The sequence below is a fragment of the Catellicoccus marimammalium M35/04/3 genome, assembly GCF_000313915.1.
Classification (GTDB): domain Bacteria; phylum Bacillota; class Bacilli; order Lactobacillales; family Catellicoccaceae; genus Catellicoccus; species Catellicoccus marimammalium.
On sequence record NZ_AMYT01000017.1, the window covers coordinates 121800 to 137547 of the forward strand.

12 protein-coding genes and 1 other annotated feature are annotated in these 15748 nt (G+C 34.6%); of the genes, 2 read left to right on the forward strand and 10 right to left on the reverse strand.

Features of this window, described 5'->3' with window-relative positions; translation table 11 throughout:
* Nucleotides 1-38: 38 nt before the first annotated feature.
* A complete protein-coding gene (locus tag C683_RS03350; RefSeq protein WP_040388642.1) occupies nt 39-1955 on the reverse strand; it encodes a PTS sugar transporter subunit IIABC in 1917 nt (638 codons plus the stop codon).
* A gap of 159 nt (nt 1956-2114) precedes the next feature.
* On the opposite strand from C683_RS03350, the gene treR reads away from it, so the two are divergent.
* Both treR and treC read left to right on the forward strand, forming a co-directional pair.
* Nucleotides 2115-2831, forward strand: a complete 717-nt coding sequence (gene treR, locus C683_RS03355) for a trehalose operon repressor (protein ID WP_009489996.1) — start codon at nt 2115-2117, stop codon at nt 2829-2831.
* 12 nt (nt 2832-2843) lie between these two features.
* On the forward strand, nt 2844-4508 hold the full coding sequence (gene treC / locus C683_RS03360) for an alpha,alpha-phosphotrehalase (RefSeq protein WP_009489998.1): 1665 nt from the start codon (nt 2844-2846) through the stop codon (nt 4506-4508).
* A 47-nt stretch (nt 4509-4555) separates the two neighbouring features.
* Here the strand turns inward: treC and ileS are convergent, their stop codons facing one another.
* From ileS to ylqF, 9 genes are all read right to left on the reverse strand, one after another.
* On the reverse strand, nt 4556-7339 hold the full coding sequence (gene ileS / locus C683_RS03365; protein ID WP_009490000.1) for an isoleucine--tRNA ligase: 2784 nt from the start codon (nt 7337-7339) through the stop codon (nt 4556-4558).
* 39 nt (nt 7340-7378) lie between these two features.
* Nucleotides 7379-7591 (reverse strand) — a binding site (T-box leader).
* Nucleotides 7592-7612: 21 nt separating this feature from the next.
* A complete protein-coding gene (locus tag C683_RS06740; protein WP_009490002.1) occupies nt 7613-8617 on the reverse strand; it encodes a DivIVA domain-containing protein in 1005 nt (334 codons plus the stop codon).
* A 19-nt stretch (nt 8618-8636) separates the two neighbouring features.
* Nucleotides 8637-9422: a YlmH family RNA-binding protein gene (locus tag C683_RS03375; RefSeq protein ID WP_009490004.1), complete on the reverse strand. Its 786-nt coding sequence runs from the start codon at nt 9420-9422 to the stop codon at nt 8637-8639.
* Complete coding sequence (locus C683_RS03380; protein ID WP_009490006.1) at nt 9422-9709, reverse strand: YggT family protein; 288 nt, start codon at nt 9707-9709, stop codon at nt 9422-9424. Before C683_RS03380 ends, C683_RS03375 begins: the two co-directional genes overlap by 1 nt.
* 9 nt (nt 9710-9718) lie before the next feature.
* Nucleotides 9719-11035, reverse strand: coding sequence for an FADH(2)-oxidizing methylenetetrahydrofolate--tRNA-(uracil(54)-C(5))-methyltransferase TrmFO (gene trmFO / locus C683_RS03385; protein WP_009490008.1), 1317 nt, complete (start codon nt 11033-11035; stop codon nt 9719-9721).
* Nucleotides 11036-11056: 21 nt separating this feature from the next.
* The gene (gene topA / locus C683_RS03390; RefSeq protein ID WP_009490010.1) at nt 11057-13126 is read right to left on the reverse strand and encodes a type I DNA topoisomerase; all 2070 of its coding nucleotides are present in this window, start codon (nt 13124-13126) and stop codon (nt 11057-11059) included.
* 68 nt (nt 13127-13194) lie between these two features.
* Nucleotides 13195-14064 (reverse strand): DNA-processing protein DprA, encoded by an 870-nt coding sequence (gene dprA / locus C683_RS03395; protein ID WP_009490012.1) that lies wholly within the window; start codon nt 14062-14064, stop codon nt 13195-13197.
* A 50-nt stretch (nt 14065-14114) separates the two neighbouring features.
* Nucleotides 14115-14885 (reverse strand): ribonuclease HII, encoded by a 771-nt coding sequence (locus C683_RS03400; RefSeq protein ID WP_009490014.1) that lies wholly within the window; start codon nt 14883-14885, stop codon nt 14115-14117.
* Nucleotides 14872-15729, reverse strand: coding sequence for a ribosome biogenesis GTPase YlqF (gene ylqF / locus C683_RS03405; protein WP_009490016.1), 858 nt, complete (start codon nt 15727-15729; stop codon nt 14872-14874). Before ylqF ends, C683_RS03400 begins: the two co-directional genes overlap by 14 nt.
* Nucleotides 15730-15748: the final 19 nt, after the last annotated feature.

Genomic DNA, 15748 nt, shown 5'->3' on the forward strand with positions numbered 1-15748 from the left:
AAACTCCCACTATATTAGTGAGAGTTTTTTGTTTAAAATTATGGACGTTTTTTCTTTTCTACTTTTTGTCCCATTGTCATATCATCAGAGTATCCCCAAACCCAAGTGATAACAAAAGATACAACAATTGCTACAGCACTAGAAATTAAGAAAGCATAGAAACTATGTAAATCTGTTGGATGTTGTGGATTGAAGAAAGAAGAGAATCCAATTAAAGATCCTGTAAATCCATACATCGTTCCATGCATTAATCCTGTAATTAAGCCACCACAAGCAGAACCGATTAATCCAGAAATAAAGACTTTTTTATAACGTAAGTTTACTCCGTAAATGGCTGGTTCTGTAATTCCACAAAATGCTGAAATCGCTCCAGCAAAACCTAATTCTTTCATTTCTGTTTTACGAGATTTCATAGCTACTGCTAACACAGCTGCCCCTTGTGCTACCATGGTAATAGAAATAATCGCATTTAATGGTGTTTCTCCTGTACTTGCAATTTGTTGTGCAATCAACGGAACAACGCCCCAGTGCAAACCAAATATAACTAGTAATTGATAGAATCCACCAATAATTAAGCCGCCTAACCAACCAGAAGCACTAACTAACCAAGTAATTCCATCTGCAATCAGATTTGCAATTCCTTGAATTACTGGACCTGTCACAACTAATGTAATCGTACATACAAGTAGTAAAGTTAATAATGGTGTCAAAATAGATTTTAAGTAAGAAGGTAACCATTCTTTTAATTTATTTCCAATAACTTTTACTAACCAAGCAGCTAAAATCATTGGGAAAATAGAATAAGTATAATTGATAAAGTTAAAAGATAAGCCACCAATTTCAAACATTTCTTTCCCTTTCATTCCCCACTCTACTATTTGTGGATAGGTTAGAAAGGCACCAATCGTGGCAGTAACAATCGGATCTCCTCCCAAACGTTTTGCGGCTGAAAATCCGACCAATACTGGTAAGAAGAAGAATGCTGCATCGGCCATCGCGCTAATCGTAATATAAATTTCACTATTTGTACTCATAATACTACCTAATTGAGGTAGTGTTAATAATGCTAAAATTCCTTTAATAATCCCTGATGCAGCGATAATTCCAACAACTGGACTCATTGATCCTGTAATTACTCCAATTAATTGATTCATGCCACGTTTCAATGGGTTCTTTTCTTTTGGCTCTTCTACAACTTCTTGATTCAAAGTTCCTAATTGTTGAATGATTTTATCAAAAACTACATCCACTTCTTGTCCAATAACCACTTGATATTGTCCACCAGATTGAATGACATCGATAACTCCAGACATAGATTGTAATTTTTCTGTTTGAGCAATAGATTCATCTTTCAAATAGAAGCGTAAACGAGTAAAACAATGAACCACATTGTTAATATTTTCTTTTCCTCCAACGGAAGCAATAATTTCTTGAGCTAACAGTTGATAATCTTTTTTCTTTGGTTTCGCTTTTCCATTTTCATTTGCTTCTTCTTCCCAAGAGGCAACAAAAATAGGTTCTTTTGCTTTTTTCTCTCCAACAAAAGTTTCAACTTCCATTTCTTTCCCAATGCTATTTGTTAAGATAAGCATAATTGTAGAAGCATATCCCTTTTCTTTTATGAAAGAAAAATCTACAGTTCCTAATAAATCTCCAACTTTGACTTCTGATCCAACTTGACAAGACAAGTTAAATCCTTCTCCTTTTAATTTCACCGTATCAATCCCAATATGAATTAACAGTTCTATTCCTTCTTCTGTTGTAATCCCAATTGCATGTTTTGTTTCTGCAATCATAGTAATTGTTCCATTAACTGGAGAATAAATGTTATCTTCAGATGGCTCTACTCCTAAGCCTTTTCCCATCATTCCAGAAGAAAAAACAGGATCTTTTGTATCTTTTAATTCTATGACCTGTCCAAATACTGGAGAAAATAGTGTACATTGTTTTTTCATTTTCCTCACTCCCATGAAATCGTTTTCTTGATTTTTATTCTATACTTGTCTATACAAGTTGTCAAATATTTTTTTAGCTTTAATTTCAATTGAATTATACTTGTTTATATGATTTAATATTCTTGTATAGACAAGATGATATAGAAAAAGGTGAAGATAATGAAAAACAAACAAGAACTTATTGCAAGCGATTTAGCACAAAAAATCCGCTCAAAAATGTATTCAGTAGGTGAGTTTCTTCCTAGTGAAAATCAATTAACTGAACTTTATGGAACTTCTCGAGAAACCGTTCGAAATGCATTATCCCTTTTAACTCAATTAGGACTCATTCAAAAAATTAAAGGTAAAGGATCCATCGTACTTAATTCAGACCGCTTTTCTTTACCTATTTCGGGGATTGTTAGTTTCCAAGAATTAAATGAACAACTAGGGTTACATGCTTCTACTAAAGTTATTTCTTGCGAACCCATTTCTTCTATCCCGCAATATTTTATAGAGCATGGAGTAGATGAAAATACTACAGGTACTTATGTAGAGCGTCTTCGTACGATTGATCAAGTTCCAAGTGTAATTGATTGCGACTATCTCCTTCCACCAGTCACAGGAATTACAAAAGAAATTGCTGAACATTCTTTATATCAATATATTGAGGACACATTAAAATTAAAAATTGCTTATGCTAATAAAGAAATTACTGTTGAGCCAGCAACAGAAAAAATCAAAGAGGAATTACAACTAGACCAACCACTAGTAGTAGTAACCAGAAGCATGTCTTTTTTACAAGATACTACCCTTTTTCAATTAACAGAATCTTATCATCGACCAGAAAAATTCAAATTCACTGATTTTGCTAGACGAAATCCAATTCAATTTTAAGGAGGAAAACAGATGAATTTAGGAGAAAAAGTTATTTATCAAATTTACCCTAAATCTTTTTATGATAGTAATGGAGATGGAATTGGCGATTTACGAGGAATTATTCAAAAAATCCCTTATATTCAATCATTAAATATTGATATGATTTGGTTTAATCCCTTTTATGTTTCTCCTCAAAAAGATAATGGATATGACATTGCTAATTACTATGAAATTGATCCTCTCTTTGGAACTATGGAAGATTTTGAAGAATTAGTCCATAAACTAAAAGAAATCAATGTCGAAGTTATGTTAGATATGGTATTTAATCACTGTTCTACAGATCATGAATGGTTCCAACGTGCTTTAGCAGGTGAAAAAAAATATCAAGATTATTTCTATTTACGTCCAGCTAAACCTGATGGATCTTTACCAACTAATTGGCAGTCGAAGTTTGGCGGACCAGCTTGGGAACCTTTTGGGAATACAGATTTATATTATTTACATCTATATGATAAATCACAAGCTGATTTAGATTGGCATAACCCTGATGTTCGTCATGAGATGCAAAATATTGTGAATTTTTGGTTAGATAAAGGAGTAAAAGGATTCCGTTTTGATGTTTTAAATGTCATTGGAAAAGACGAAATTTTAGTAGATTCTATCAATCCAACACAAGAAAAATCTTTATATACAGATACTCCTATTGTTCACGAGTATATTCAAGAACTAAATGAAGCCACTTTTGGTAAAGAAAAAGATTCAATCACTGTGGGAGAAATGTCTTCTACTACAATTTCAAATTCGATTCAGTATACTCGTCCTGATCGTCATGAATTATCTATGGTATTTTCTTTTCACCATTTAAAAGTAGATTATAAAGATGGAGAAAAATGGACAAAAACACCTTTTGATTTTCTAGCATTGAAGGATTTATTTATTGAATGGCAAACTAAAATGGATGAAGGAAATGGTTGGCAAGCATTATTTTGGAATAACCATGATCAGCCTCGAGCTTTAAATCGTTTTGGTGATCCAGTACATTATCATATTGAATCAGCTACAATGCTGGCTACAGCCATTCATGGATTAAGAGGAACTCCTTATATCTACATGGGAGAAGAAATTGGAATGATTGATCCGTCTTATCAATCTATGGATGATTATGTAGATGTAGAAGCGATAAACGCATATGAAGAATTATGTAAAACTATTCCTAAAGAAGAAGCTTTTTCAATTATTGCAACAAAAGCACGTGATAACTCTCGCATCCCTATGTCTTGGGATGATACAGATAATGCTGGATTTAGCAAAGAGACTCCTTGGTTAGCTCCTTCTAATCAAAAAGAAATCAATGTAGAAAAAGAACAACAGGAAGGTAAAATTTTTAACTATTATCAACAACTAATCCAGTTACGTAAAACAGAAATTTTGCTTTCTCAAGGGCATTTCCAAGCTCATTTAAAAGAACATCCAAGTGTATTTGCTTATGAGCGTTATTTAGAATCAGAAAAAGAAGTTTTATTTGTTGTTAACCAATTTTATGGCAAAGTAACAACTATCGAAATTCCGAAAAAATTCCAAGGGAAAACAGGTCATATTCTTTTATCTAATTATGAAGTAGCCGATATTTCTGTAATTCCAGAAAAAATCACACTACAACCTTATCAATCTTATATTTTTAAAATTGAAAAATAACCATAAAAAAAACTCCCACTATATTAGTGAGAGTTTTTTGTTTGGAATTATTTTTCTTCAAAACCTTCTTTGGCTTGTGTTGGGAATTCTTCTTCTACAATCGCAACACAACGTCCACATAAGTTTGGTAAAGCTTCGTTTTCTCCTACATCTTCTTTAATTGCACGGCAACGATCACAAGTATGACCTGAAGCATGTTCAACAAGGATGGCACAATCTTCAAATTTCATCGCGTTTTCTGGTGCTGCATCTTTTGATACTGCAAAATCAGAAACGATTAATAATTGAGCAACATTTGCGTTTAATCCATCTAACATCATACGAACTGGTTCACTTGGATAAACCGTTACTTTTGCTTCGAAAGATTTACCAATGATTTTTTCATTACGTGCTTCTTCTAATGCTTTCAATACTTCATCACGGAAGTCCATGAAGGCTTGCCATAAGTCCATTAATTCTTCTTTATCAGCAAAGTGTTGAACTTCTGGCATTTCAGATAAGTAGCAGTAGTCTTCTTCTTCACTTAAGTAACCCCAAATTTCTTCAGAAGTGAATGGTAAAATTGGGTTCATTAATTTTGTTAATGCAACTAAGATTTCATAGAAGACTGTTTGCATGCAACGACGATCATAGTTATTTTCTGTTTCAATATATACTACGTCTTTTGCAAAGTCTAAATAGAATGAAGATAAATCAGAAGTACAGAAGTTTACAAATGCTTTATAAACATCCATGAAGCGATAGTTTTCATAAGCTTCTTCCATCGTTGCAATTTCTTCTTGTAAACGATTCATCATATATTTATCTACAGAGCGTAAATCTTCATAAGCGACACGTTGTTTTTGTGGCACAAAGTCACTGGTATTAGCAATTAAGAAGCGCATTGTATTACGGATCTTACGATAAGTCTCAGAAACTTGTTTTAAGATATCCATAGAAACACGTACGTCTGCTTCATAGTCAACACTAGAAACCCAAAGACGTAAAATATCTGCACCAAATTGATTCCATACTTTATCTGGTAAGATTGTATTTCCTAAAGATTTACTCATCTTACGTCCTTCACCATCTAAAACAAATCCTTGAGATAAGCATGCTTTATATGGTGCTACACCGTTAATCGCAGTTGAAGTAGTAATACTTGAGTTAAACCAACCACGATATTGGTCGCTTCCTTCTAATACTAGGTCTGCTGGGAAGGTTAAGCCTTCACGTCCTTTTAAGACTGCTTCATGACTAGAACCAGAATCGAACCAAACATCCATGATATCTTTTTCTTTTGTAAAGATTCCATTTGGTGAACCTGGATGAGTGAATCCTTCTGGTAATAAGTCTTTTGCTTCCCATTCAACCCAAATCTTAGAACCATGTTTTTCAAATAATTCTGCGACATGATCTGTTGTTTCTTTTGTTAAAATGGCATCTCCATTTTCAGCATAGAAAATTGGTAGTGGAACTCCCCAAGCACGTTGACGAGAAATTACCCAGTCTCCACGGTCACGAATCATATTGTAAATACGAGTTTTACCCCATGGATTGATCCAGTTTACTTTTTCGATTTGATCTAAGATTTCTTGGCGGAAATCAGCAATCGATGCAAACCATTGTGGAGTAGCACGGAAGATTACTGGTTTTTTCGTACGCCAGTCATGTGGGTAACTATGCGTAAAGAAGTCTAATTTCAATAACGCACCTTTTTCTTCTAATAATTCAGTAACTACTGGATTAGCTTTATCATAGAACATTCCTTCAAAGCCAGGAGCTTCATCAGTAAACACCCCTTTAGCATCGACTGGAGATAATACGTCTAAATGATATTTCATTCCTACTTGATAGTCATCTTCCCCATGTCCTGGTGCCGTATGAACTAATCCTGTACCAGATTCTAAAGTAACATGATCTCCATTCATTACTAATGATTCACGATCATAGAATGGATGTTGAGCTGTCATGTATTCCATTTCTGAACCTTTTAATTGGTCTACAATTTCATAATCTTCCCAACCAATCGCTTTCGCCACGTTTTCTAATAAGTCATGAGCGACAACATAACGATGTCCATTCACAGCAACGACATCATAAGTGTAGTTAGCATTTACAGAAATTCCCAAGTTAGCTGGTAATGTCCATGGAGTAGTTGTCCAAATGACAAATTCTGTATCCTCAGATAAACGACCTTTCCCATCTTTTACTTTGAACGCTACATAGATAGATGGAGATTTCACATCTTTATATTCGATTTCAGCTTCGGCTAAAGAACTTTCACTAGATGGTGACCAATAAATTGGTTTTAATCCTTTATAGATATAACCTTTTTCTGCCATTTTTCCAAAGACACGAATTTGTGCTGCTTCGTATTCTGGTTGTAAAGTTAAATAAGGATGTTCCCAATCAGCTAAAATTCCTAAACGTTTAAAGTCATCGCGTTGTTTATCCACTTGGCTTAGCGCATATTCTTTACAACGATCTAAGTATTCAGCCATTGGCATTTCTTTACGTTTAATACCTTTTTTCGCTAATACCGTTTCAATTGGTAATCCATGAGTATCCCATCCTGGAATAAATGGAGTATAATAACCACTCATTGCTTTATAGCGTAAAATGATATCTTTACTAATTTTGTTTAATGAATGTCCTAAATGGATATTTCCGTTGGCATAAGGAGGTCCATCATGTAAAACAAATGAAGGTTTTCCTTCATTTAATTTCAAACGTTGTGCGTATAATTGATTTTCTTCCCATTCCTTTTGCCATTCTGGTTCACGATTTGGCAAACCAGCACGCATTGGAAAAGCAGTTTTTCCAATATGTAATGTTTCCTTTAATTTCACGTTGCTTCCTCCTTAAAATAAAAAAAGAGCAACTCATCCGCAAAGGACGAATTGCTCGTGGTACCACCTTTATTTAGAAAAAGAGTATATACTCTTTTTCCCTTCATCTAATAACGGTTAGTCGCCGGTAAGCTGTACTGAATTCCAACTTACAAATCCGTAGTGATCTACAGGTTTATCTTACTTATTGAGCTTCCACCATCCTCAACTCGCTGGAAAGAGATAAACTGCCGTCTACATCTTCTTTTCTATTCTTTTATGTATAATTATTTATTATTCTGATAAATCGCTACGACGACGTAATTTAGGTAATTCAATCGCTGTTGTTTCTTGGAAATCCAAGTTTTGATTACGTGAGCGACGAGTTTGACGAGTCATTTGTTCATTTAATTGTGAACGATCTAACGCCATAGTTTGACCTAAAAATTCATCGTGATTTGCAGATTGTTGTTGCATTAAGCTAGGTTGTGGATCTTCTTTTTTTGGTGTATCCACTGTTTTTTCTGTACGAGCTGCGCGAGTTTCAGCTACTGGAGCTTCTACTTTTTCTTCTGTTTTTGGTGCAGCTTCTTTTTTCTCTTCTTTTGTAATATTACGACTTGGTAATTCTGGAGCTTCTTGTTTTTCCACTTTCTTTTGAACATTTGGTTCTTCCAATTTGTTCATGTCTACTGCATTGCGGAAAGTTTGATGTCCCTCTGTAATATACGCTGAGAATGGCTTTAAAAGGTCTTCCCATTCATCACTTTTCACAATTTCTAATTGAGATTCTAATAATAAAGTTAAACGTTGATGGAAAGTACGAGTTTTCTTCTTCAAATCATCAGTTTCACTTGCTAGTGAATTTGCTTTTGCTGTTGCATCATTGATTAAGAAGTTTGCACGTTCTGTCGCATCTTTAACCATAGTAGTAGAACGTTCTTTAGCATCTTGTACCATATCTGTTGCTTTTGTTGTCGCATCTTCTAGTACTTGATTTGCTTCTAAACGAGCATCTGCAATAATAGCTTCTGCTTCTTTTTGTGCACTTTCTTTTACTTGATCTGCTGTTTCTTGTGCAACGATAATACTTTGGTTCAATGCTTCTTTTAATTCATTGAAATAACGTAATTTTTCTTCTAAATGTTTTACATGTTTTTCTAAATCACGATTTTGATTTAAGATTCCTTCGTAATCATTGATGACTTGGTCTAAAAAATCATCGACTTCTTCTTGTGAGAAGCCACGCATTTTTGTTGAAAATGTTTTGTTACGAATATCTAATGGACTTAATACCATTCTTCATTCACCCCATTTATTATTTGCGCAAAACGGAATACGTTATGCGATATCGGCCTTTCTTTGTCCGTTCCTTCCCAATTTCTTTGATCTGACAGCGGCCATAACCACGAACAGAAATTAAATCTTCTTCAGCGACAGAAAAGTCGGCCTTATCTACAGTCATGAAATTTACTTTTACCTTTTCTGCTTGAATCAGTTTTTTGGAAAGTTGTCTAGATATATTGTAAACAGTTGCCACGATATTATCAAGCCTAAACGAGGTAATCGTTGCATTTTCTGTTTTACTTCTCTCTTCAGCATCAATTCGCTTTTCTTTTGCGATAGGTTCTAACCGTACACTTTGGTTACTCATTTTAGTGACATTCATACATAAATAAGAAGTTAAATTTTGACTCACTTCGACTTGAATTTGCTTATCATTCAGATGAATATCCCCAATTTGTTCTCGCTTAATTCCTTGTCCTAACAATGTACCGAGTACTTCTCTATGATGTAATTCGACAAATTTTTGTGCGTAATGAATTTCGATTAATTGCGTTTCAAAATCTTCTTCTTCTGGCACAAAATATTCTGGATAAAGAAGCACTCGTTTTTGTTCACTATGGCGGAATTGACTATAAGCTTGAACAGAAACCCCTCGTTGATGCGCTAAATTTTCGACTAAGTATTGTTCTCTTGGATTTAAAAATGCAGTTAACTTTGGTTGGTATTGTTCTTCTACTTGAGTTAACCAACGATCCACTTGTTCTAAAAATGGTCGTTCTTCTGGACGAAAATGTTGCGCAATATTTTCTTCGACCATTAATACATCATTCCTATTAATAAATGATTTGCAATACGAACAATGAGATTTGAACCTAGTTCTAGCACTAAAATTCCTACAATTACACTAAAATCTAAGCCAAAAAATTGTAAAGGTAAACGACGGAACAAGTTTAAGTAAGGCTCACAAATACGTACTAAAAAACGACCAATCACTGTATTATAAGCATTAGGGAACCAAGATAGTAACGCATAGGCCACTAATAACATGCTATATAAATTGACCGCTTTTAATGTAAAGTTCAATAAAAAGATTAAAAATCCCATGTCTGTCACCTATAATCCTTTTGCTTCTTTAAATTCTTCTAAATCTGCTAGTGCACGACCGGCTAAAGCTTCGTAGCGTTCTTTTTTATCTTTGATACGATTTGGCAATGCTGGCATAATACCAAAGTTTGCATTCATTGGTTGGAAATGTTTGCCATCAGTATGCGTAATATAATGAGCCATACTTCCCATTTGTGTTGTTTCTGGGAAGATCACTGGTTCTTCGCCTTTTGCTAAACGAGCAGCATTCAATCCAGCAACTAAACCACTCGCTGCACTTTCCACATATCCTTCTACCCCTGTCATTTGACCAGCAAAGAAAAGAGAAGGGCGTTTTTTCGTTTGATACGTTGGTTCTAATAATTTTGGTGAATTCATGAAGGTATTACGATGCATCACTCCATAACGAACGATTTGTGCATTTTCTAACCCTGGAATCATTTGGAAGACGCGTTTTTGTTCGCCCCATTTTAAGTGAGTTTGGAAGCCAACAATATTATATAAAGAACCAGCTGCATTATCTTGACGTAATTGAACAACAGCATAAGGACGTTTCCCTGTTTTTGGATCTTCTAATCCTACTGGTTTTAATGGTCCAAATAACATCGTTTTTTCTCCACGTTTTGCCATTACTTCAATCGGCATACAACCTTCAAAGAATTTTTCTTTTTCAAATTCTTTCAATGGAGCGACTTCTGCAGTAATTAATGCTTCATAGAAAGTAGTAAATTCTTCTTTTGTCATTGGACAGTTTAAGTACGCTGCTTCTCCTTTATCATAACGGGATTTCAAGTATACTTTGTCCATATCAATCGAATCTTTTTCAATAATTGGTGCTGCTGCATCATAGAAGTATAATCCTTCATCTTCATTGAAGGATTTAATATCTTCAGCTAACGCGTCACTTGTTAAAGGTCCAGAAGCGATGATAACAATTCCTTCTTTTGGAATCTCTGTAACTTCTTCATCATGAACAGTGATGTTCGGATGATTACGAACGCGTTCTGTAATCTCTTTTGAGAAGTTTTCACGGTCAACAGCTAAGGCTCCTCCTGCAGGAACGCTATTATGATCTGCTGCTGACATAATGACAGAAGATAATTGACGCATTTCTTCTTTTAATAATCCTACAGCGTTTGTAATTTGGTTGGCACGTAAAGAGTTAGAGCACACTAATTCTGCAAATTGATCAGTTTTATGCGCTGGTGTTTTCTTTTCTTTACGCATTTCATATAAATGCACTTCTACTCCTTGTTCTGCTGCTTGAAAGGCAGCTTCACTTCCTGCTAAACCTGCCCCAATAACCGTTACGATTGGTTTTTCCATTCTATTTTTCCCTCGTTTCACTTACTTTTGAATTTCTTCTTTATAATCACAGTGGCTACATTGAACTTGTTTACCACCTTTTACTTTTTTCTCTACTAAATAATGGCCACATTTTGGACAACTACGAGCAATCGGTTTATCCCAAGATAAAAACTCACACTCTGGATAGCGGTCACAACCATAGAAAACACGATTTTTCTTTGTTTTTCTTTCAATAACATGACCTTGATGACATTCTGGACAAGTCACACCGATTTCTTTGACAATGGCTTTTGTATTATGACATTCTGGGAAGTTACTACACGCATAAAACTTACCAAAGCGTCCCATTTTGATTACCATTGGACTACCACATTCTTCACAATCAAAGCCAGCAGGCTCATCTTTAATTTGGACTTTTTCTAATTCTTTTTCTGCGGTCGTTAATTCTTTTTTAAATGGAACATAGAATTCATGAATGACTTCTTGCCAATCTTCTTCTCCTTCGGCTACTTTATCCAGTTGATTTTCCATTTCAGCGGTAAATTTCACATCAACGATTTGTGGGAAATAAGTTTCCATAATATCATCAACAATTTCCCCTAATTCTGTTGGTTCAAAACGTTTATTATCCAATTTCACATAATAACGAGATTGAATCGTTTGTAAGGTTGGTGCATAGGTAGATGGACGACCAACACCGTTTTCTTCTAACGTTTTAATCATCGTTGGTTCACTAAAGCGTGCTGGTGGATTTGTAAAGTGCTGAGTAGCTTCAATTTGTACAGATTGCACTTTTTCTCCTTCTTCTAGTAATGGCAATTGTTTTTCTTTTTTTGTATCAGATGGATAAACACGACTATAGCCATCAAAGATGACTTCTGATCCATTAGCGATAAATTGAACATCATTTTGATCTAATTCTACACGCATTGTATCTAAAACCATCGGTGTCATTTGACTAGCTACAAAGCGGTTCCAAATCAAACGATATAATTTCAATTGATCTTTATCTAAATAAGCTTCTAAGCTTTCTGGAGTACGTTCCACACTTGAAGGACGAATTGCTTCGTGGGCATCTTGTGCCCCTTTACTATTTTTCACTTGAGATGGTTTATGACTAGCATAGTTTTCTCCAAAGTTTTCTTGGATGAATTGACTTGCTTCATCTTTTGCCACATTAGAAATACGCGTTGAGTCAGTACGCATATAAGTAATTAACCCTACAGTTCCTTTACGACCTAAAGAGATTCCTTCATAAAGTTGTTGGGCCACCATCATTGTTTTTCTTGTACGGAAGTTTAATTTATTTGCGGCTTCTTGTTGTAATGTACTCGTAGTAAATGGTTTTGGCGCTTTACGTTGGCGTTGTTTTTTCTCTACTTTAGTTACCACAAACTCTTTTCCTTTTAATCGCTCTAAAATTGCGTCACATTCTTCTTTACTACGTAATTTGACTTTTTTATGATTTACACCATGGAAATGACCTTCGAATTTTTTACGTTTTTTCATAAATTGTCCAGTGATTTCCCAATATTCTTCAGGTTGGAATTGTTTAATTTCTTCTTCACGATCGATAATTAGTTTTAAGGCAACGGATTGAACTCGTCCGGCACTTAACCCTTTTTTAACTTTTTGCCATAACATTGGACTAATAGAATATCCTACCAAACGGTCCAATACACGACGTGCTTGTTGCGCATCAAATAAACGTTTATCGATACTACGTGGATTTTTAAATGCTTCTTTTACCGCATCTTTGGTAATTTCGTTGAATACTACACGATTTTTATCTTGGACATCTAGGTTTAATAAATGAGCTAAATGCCAAGCAATCGCTTCTCCCTCACGGTCCGGGTCGGAAGCCAAATATACTTTTTCTGCTTTTTTTGCTAATTTACGAATTTCTTTAATGGTTTCTCCTTGTCCACGAATCGTAATATATTGTGGAATGAAATGTTCATCATTTTCGATTTCAATTCCCATTTTACTTTTTGGCAAGTCACGAACATGTCCTTTACTTGCGATTACTTTATAATTTTTCCCTAAATACTTTTCAATAGTCTTTGCTTTTGCTGGAGATTCTACGATCACTAAATATTTATACGCCAAACTAAGTCCTCCCTTAATATAATCATTATTACTTTTAACATTTACATTTAGCTTTTGTCAATCTTTTTCTAACGCCAAAACGTTAAGCTTTCGTAAATTTGGTCTGGTTGCCAAACTAATTCTGCTCCTTCTCGCAATAAAGAATAACTACCATCATAAGCATGTTCTATAGTGCTTCCTGGTAGAACAAAAACTTCTCTTCCCTCTTCTAATCCAATTTTTGCCGTAATAAAAGTACCACTCTTTTCGCCGGCTTGGATGACAATAATACCTTGACAAAGTCCAGCAATGATTCGATTTCGTGCAGGAAAATGATATTTTTTTGGTGCTGTTCCTTTTCGATATTCACTAAGAAGTAATCCTTTTTTGGCGATAATTTGTTGTAGTGCTTGATTTTCTTTTGGATAATAATAATCCAATCCATTTCCTAAAACGGCAATGGTTGAACCCTTATGTTTAAGAGCTTGAAATTGACTTTCAGCATCCACTCCTCTAGCTAACCCACTTACAATAACATACTCTTCTTTCAATCCTTGGACAAATTGTGTGACTTGTTGTTGTGCTTCTTTTTGCATCTTGCGACTACCAATAAATGCTAGACTTGGTTTTTGTAATAGTTCTATCTTTCCTTGCCAAAATAAAAATAAAGGTGGATTATAAATCTCTTTTAATAAGGAAGGATATTCCTCTTCTCGATAATAAATTGGTTTTTCTTCTATTATAATACGTTGCCAAAAAGCGAGATTTTTTATTACCTTTTCAATTCCTTCTCTTTCGATATTTTCTTTTTCTCCTTCTTCTATCACCCATTCTAAAAAAGAAGATTTCGTTTCAGCCTCTTCCCAATGATCTAATAATCGGTGGCAACGACGATTGCCCCATCCTTTTTGTTCTCTTAATCCTAAAAGAATTGCTTTTTCTTCTTCCATATCTTGCATAATGATTCACCTCATTAAATTGATACAAAAAAGGATAGGAATTAATCTTCCTATCCTTTCTCTACCATTGATTTAATAGGTTCAAAAGATTTGCGATGTAAATCACAAATCCCATGATTTTCTAATCCTTTTAAATGATTTTTCGTACCATAGCCCATATTATGTTCAAAATCATAATAAGGATATTCTTTGGCATATTCTTTCATCTGTCCATCACGAATACATTTGGCAACAATACTTGCTGCGGCAATGGAAATGCTTTTTGCATCTCCTTTAATCAGACTTTGTTGAGGAATTTCTAAAGGCAATTCCATCGCGTCTAATAGAAGACAATCAGGCTGCTCTTTTAATTGAGCAATAGCTCGCTGCATAGCAATTTTTGTTGCTTCGTAAATATTATATTCATCAATTTCTTCTGGACTACAAATACCAACGCCAATTCCAATCGCTTCTTTTTGAATCGCTAAAAACAGCTCTTCTCTTTTCTTTTCTGATAATTGTTTTGAATCATTTAATTCTTCAATTGTACAGTCTTCTGGTAAAATGACTGCAGCCGCAACGACAGGTCCAGCTAAAGGTCCACGCCCTACTTCATCAATTCCCGCAATTTTTGTATACCCTTGCGTGCGTAACGAACGCTCATATTTTTGTCGCTCTAAAAATTTTTGATGCTGTTCTTCTCTTTTTTGCCAACGTTTATAAAAACGCTGTAATTCTTGTTGTACTCCTTTTCTTTGATCTTCTTTGAAAAGGATAAGCTCTGGATCGTCTAAAGAAGTACATTGAGCTAAATATTCTTTTACTTCTTTAATCGTTTTCATTTTCCTCAACCCAATCTAACGTGTAACGTCCTAATTTATTGGTACGCACATCTTGAATAAATTGTTTACTCATTCGTTCATAATCGTCACGGAATCCTCGTTTTTCCGTCATCAACATCAATAATTCTGGATAAGGTAAGGTACGATCTTCTTCTGGAATAAAGGCATAGCGTTTCCATAACGCTTCATGATAATGACGATCAAAAAATTCTAACCCAAATAAAGCAATATCATCAAAATGAAGTAAATCGTCTTTAATTGCTCCAGTTAGTGCCAATTTATATCCTGTTTCTTCCTCTTCAAATTTTGGCCATAAAATTCCTGGTGTGTCCAACAATTCTAACTTTTTATCAATTTTCAACCATTGTTGTGCTTTTGTTACTCCTGGTTTATTTCCTGTTTTAGCCACATTTTTACGAATCAAACGATTTAATACTGTTGATTTTCCAACATTAGGAATTCCAATAATCATTGCTCGAATCGCTTTATCTTTCATTCCTTTTTCACGGCGACGTTGGATTTTATCTGCTAGTACTTTTTCACAAGTCGGTGTAATTTGTTTAATTCCTTTTCCTTCTTGGGCATTAATTGCTAGACAAGCCATTCCTTGTGCTTCAAAATGTGCTTGCCATTTTTTTGTTTCTTCTGGATCTGCCAAATCTGCTTTGTTTAATAAAACTAAACGTGGTTTTTGTTGAATAATTTTATCTAACATTGGATTTTGACTTGATTTTGGTAATCGAGCATCCACTACTTCAATTACAATATCGACTAATTTTAGTTTTTCAATTACTTCACGGCGCGCTTTGGCCATGTGTCCTGGAAACCATTGAATTTTCCCCATTCTTTTTCCTCCTTAGATT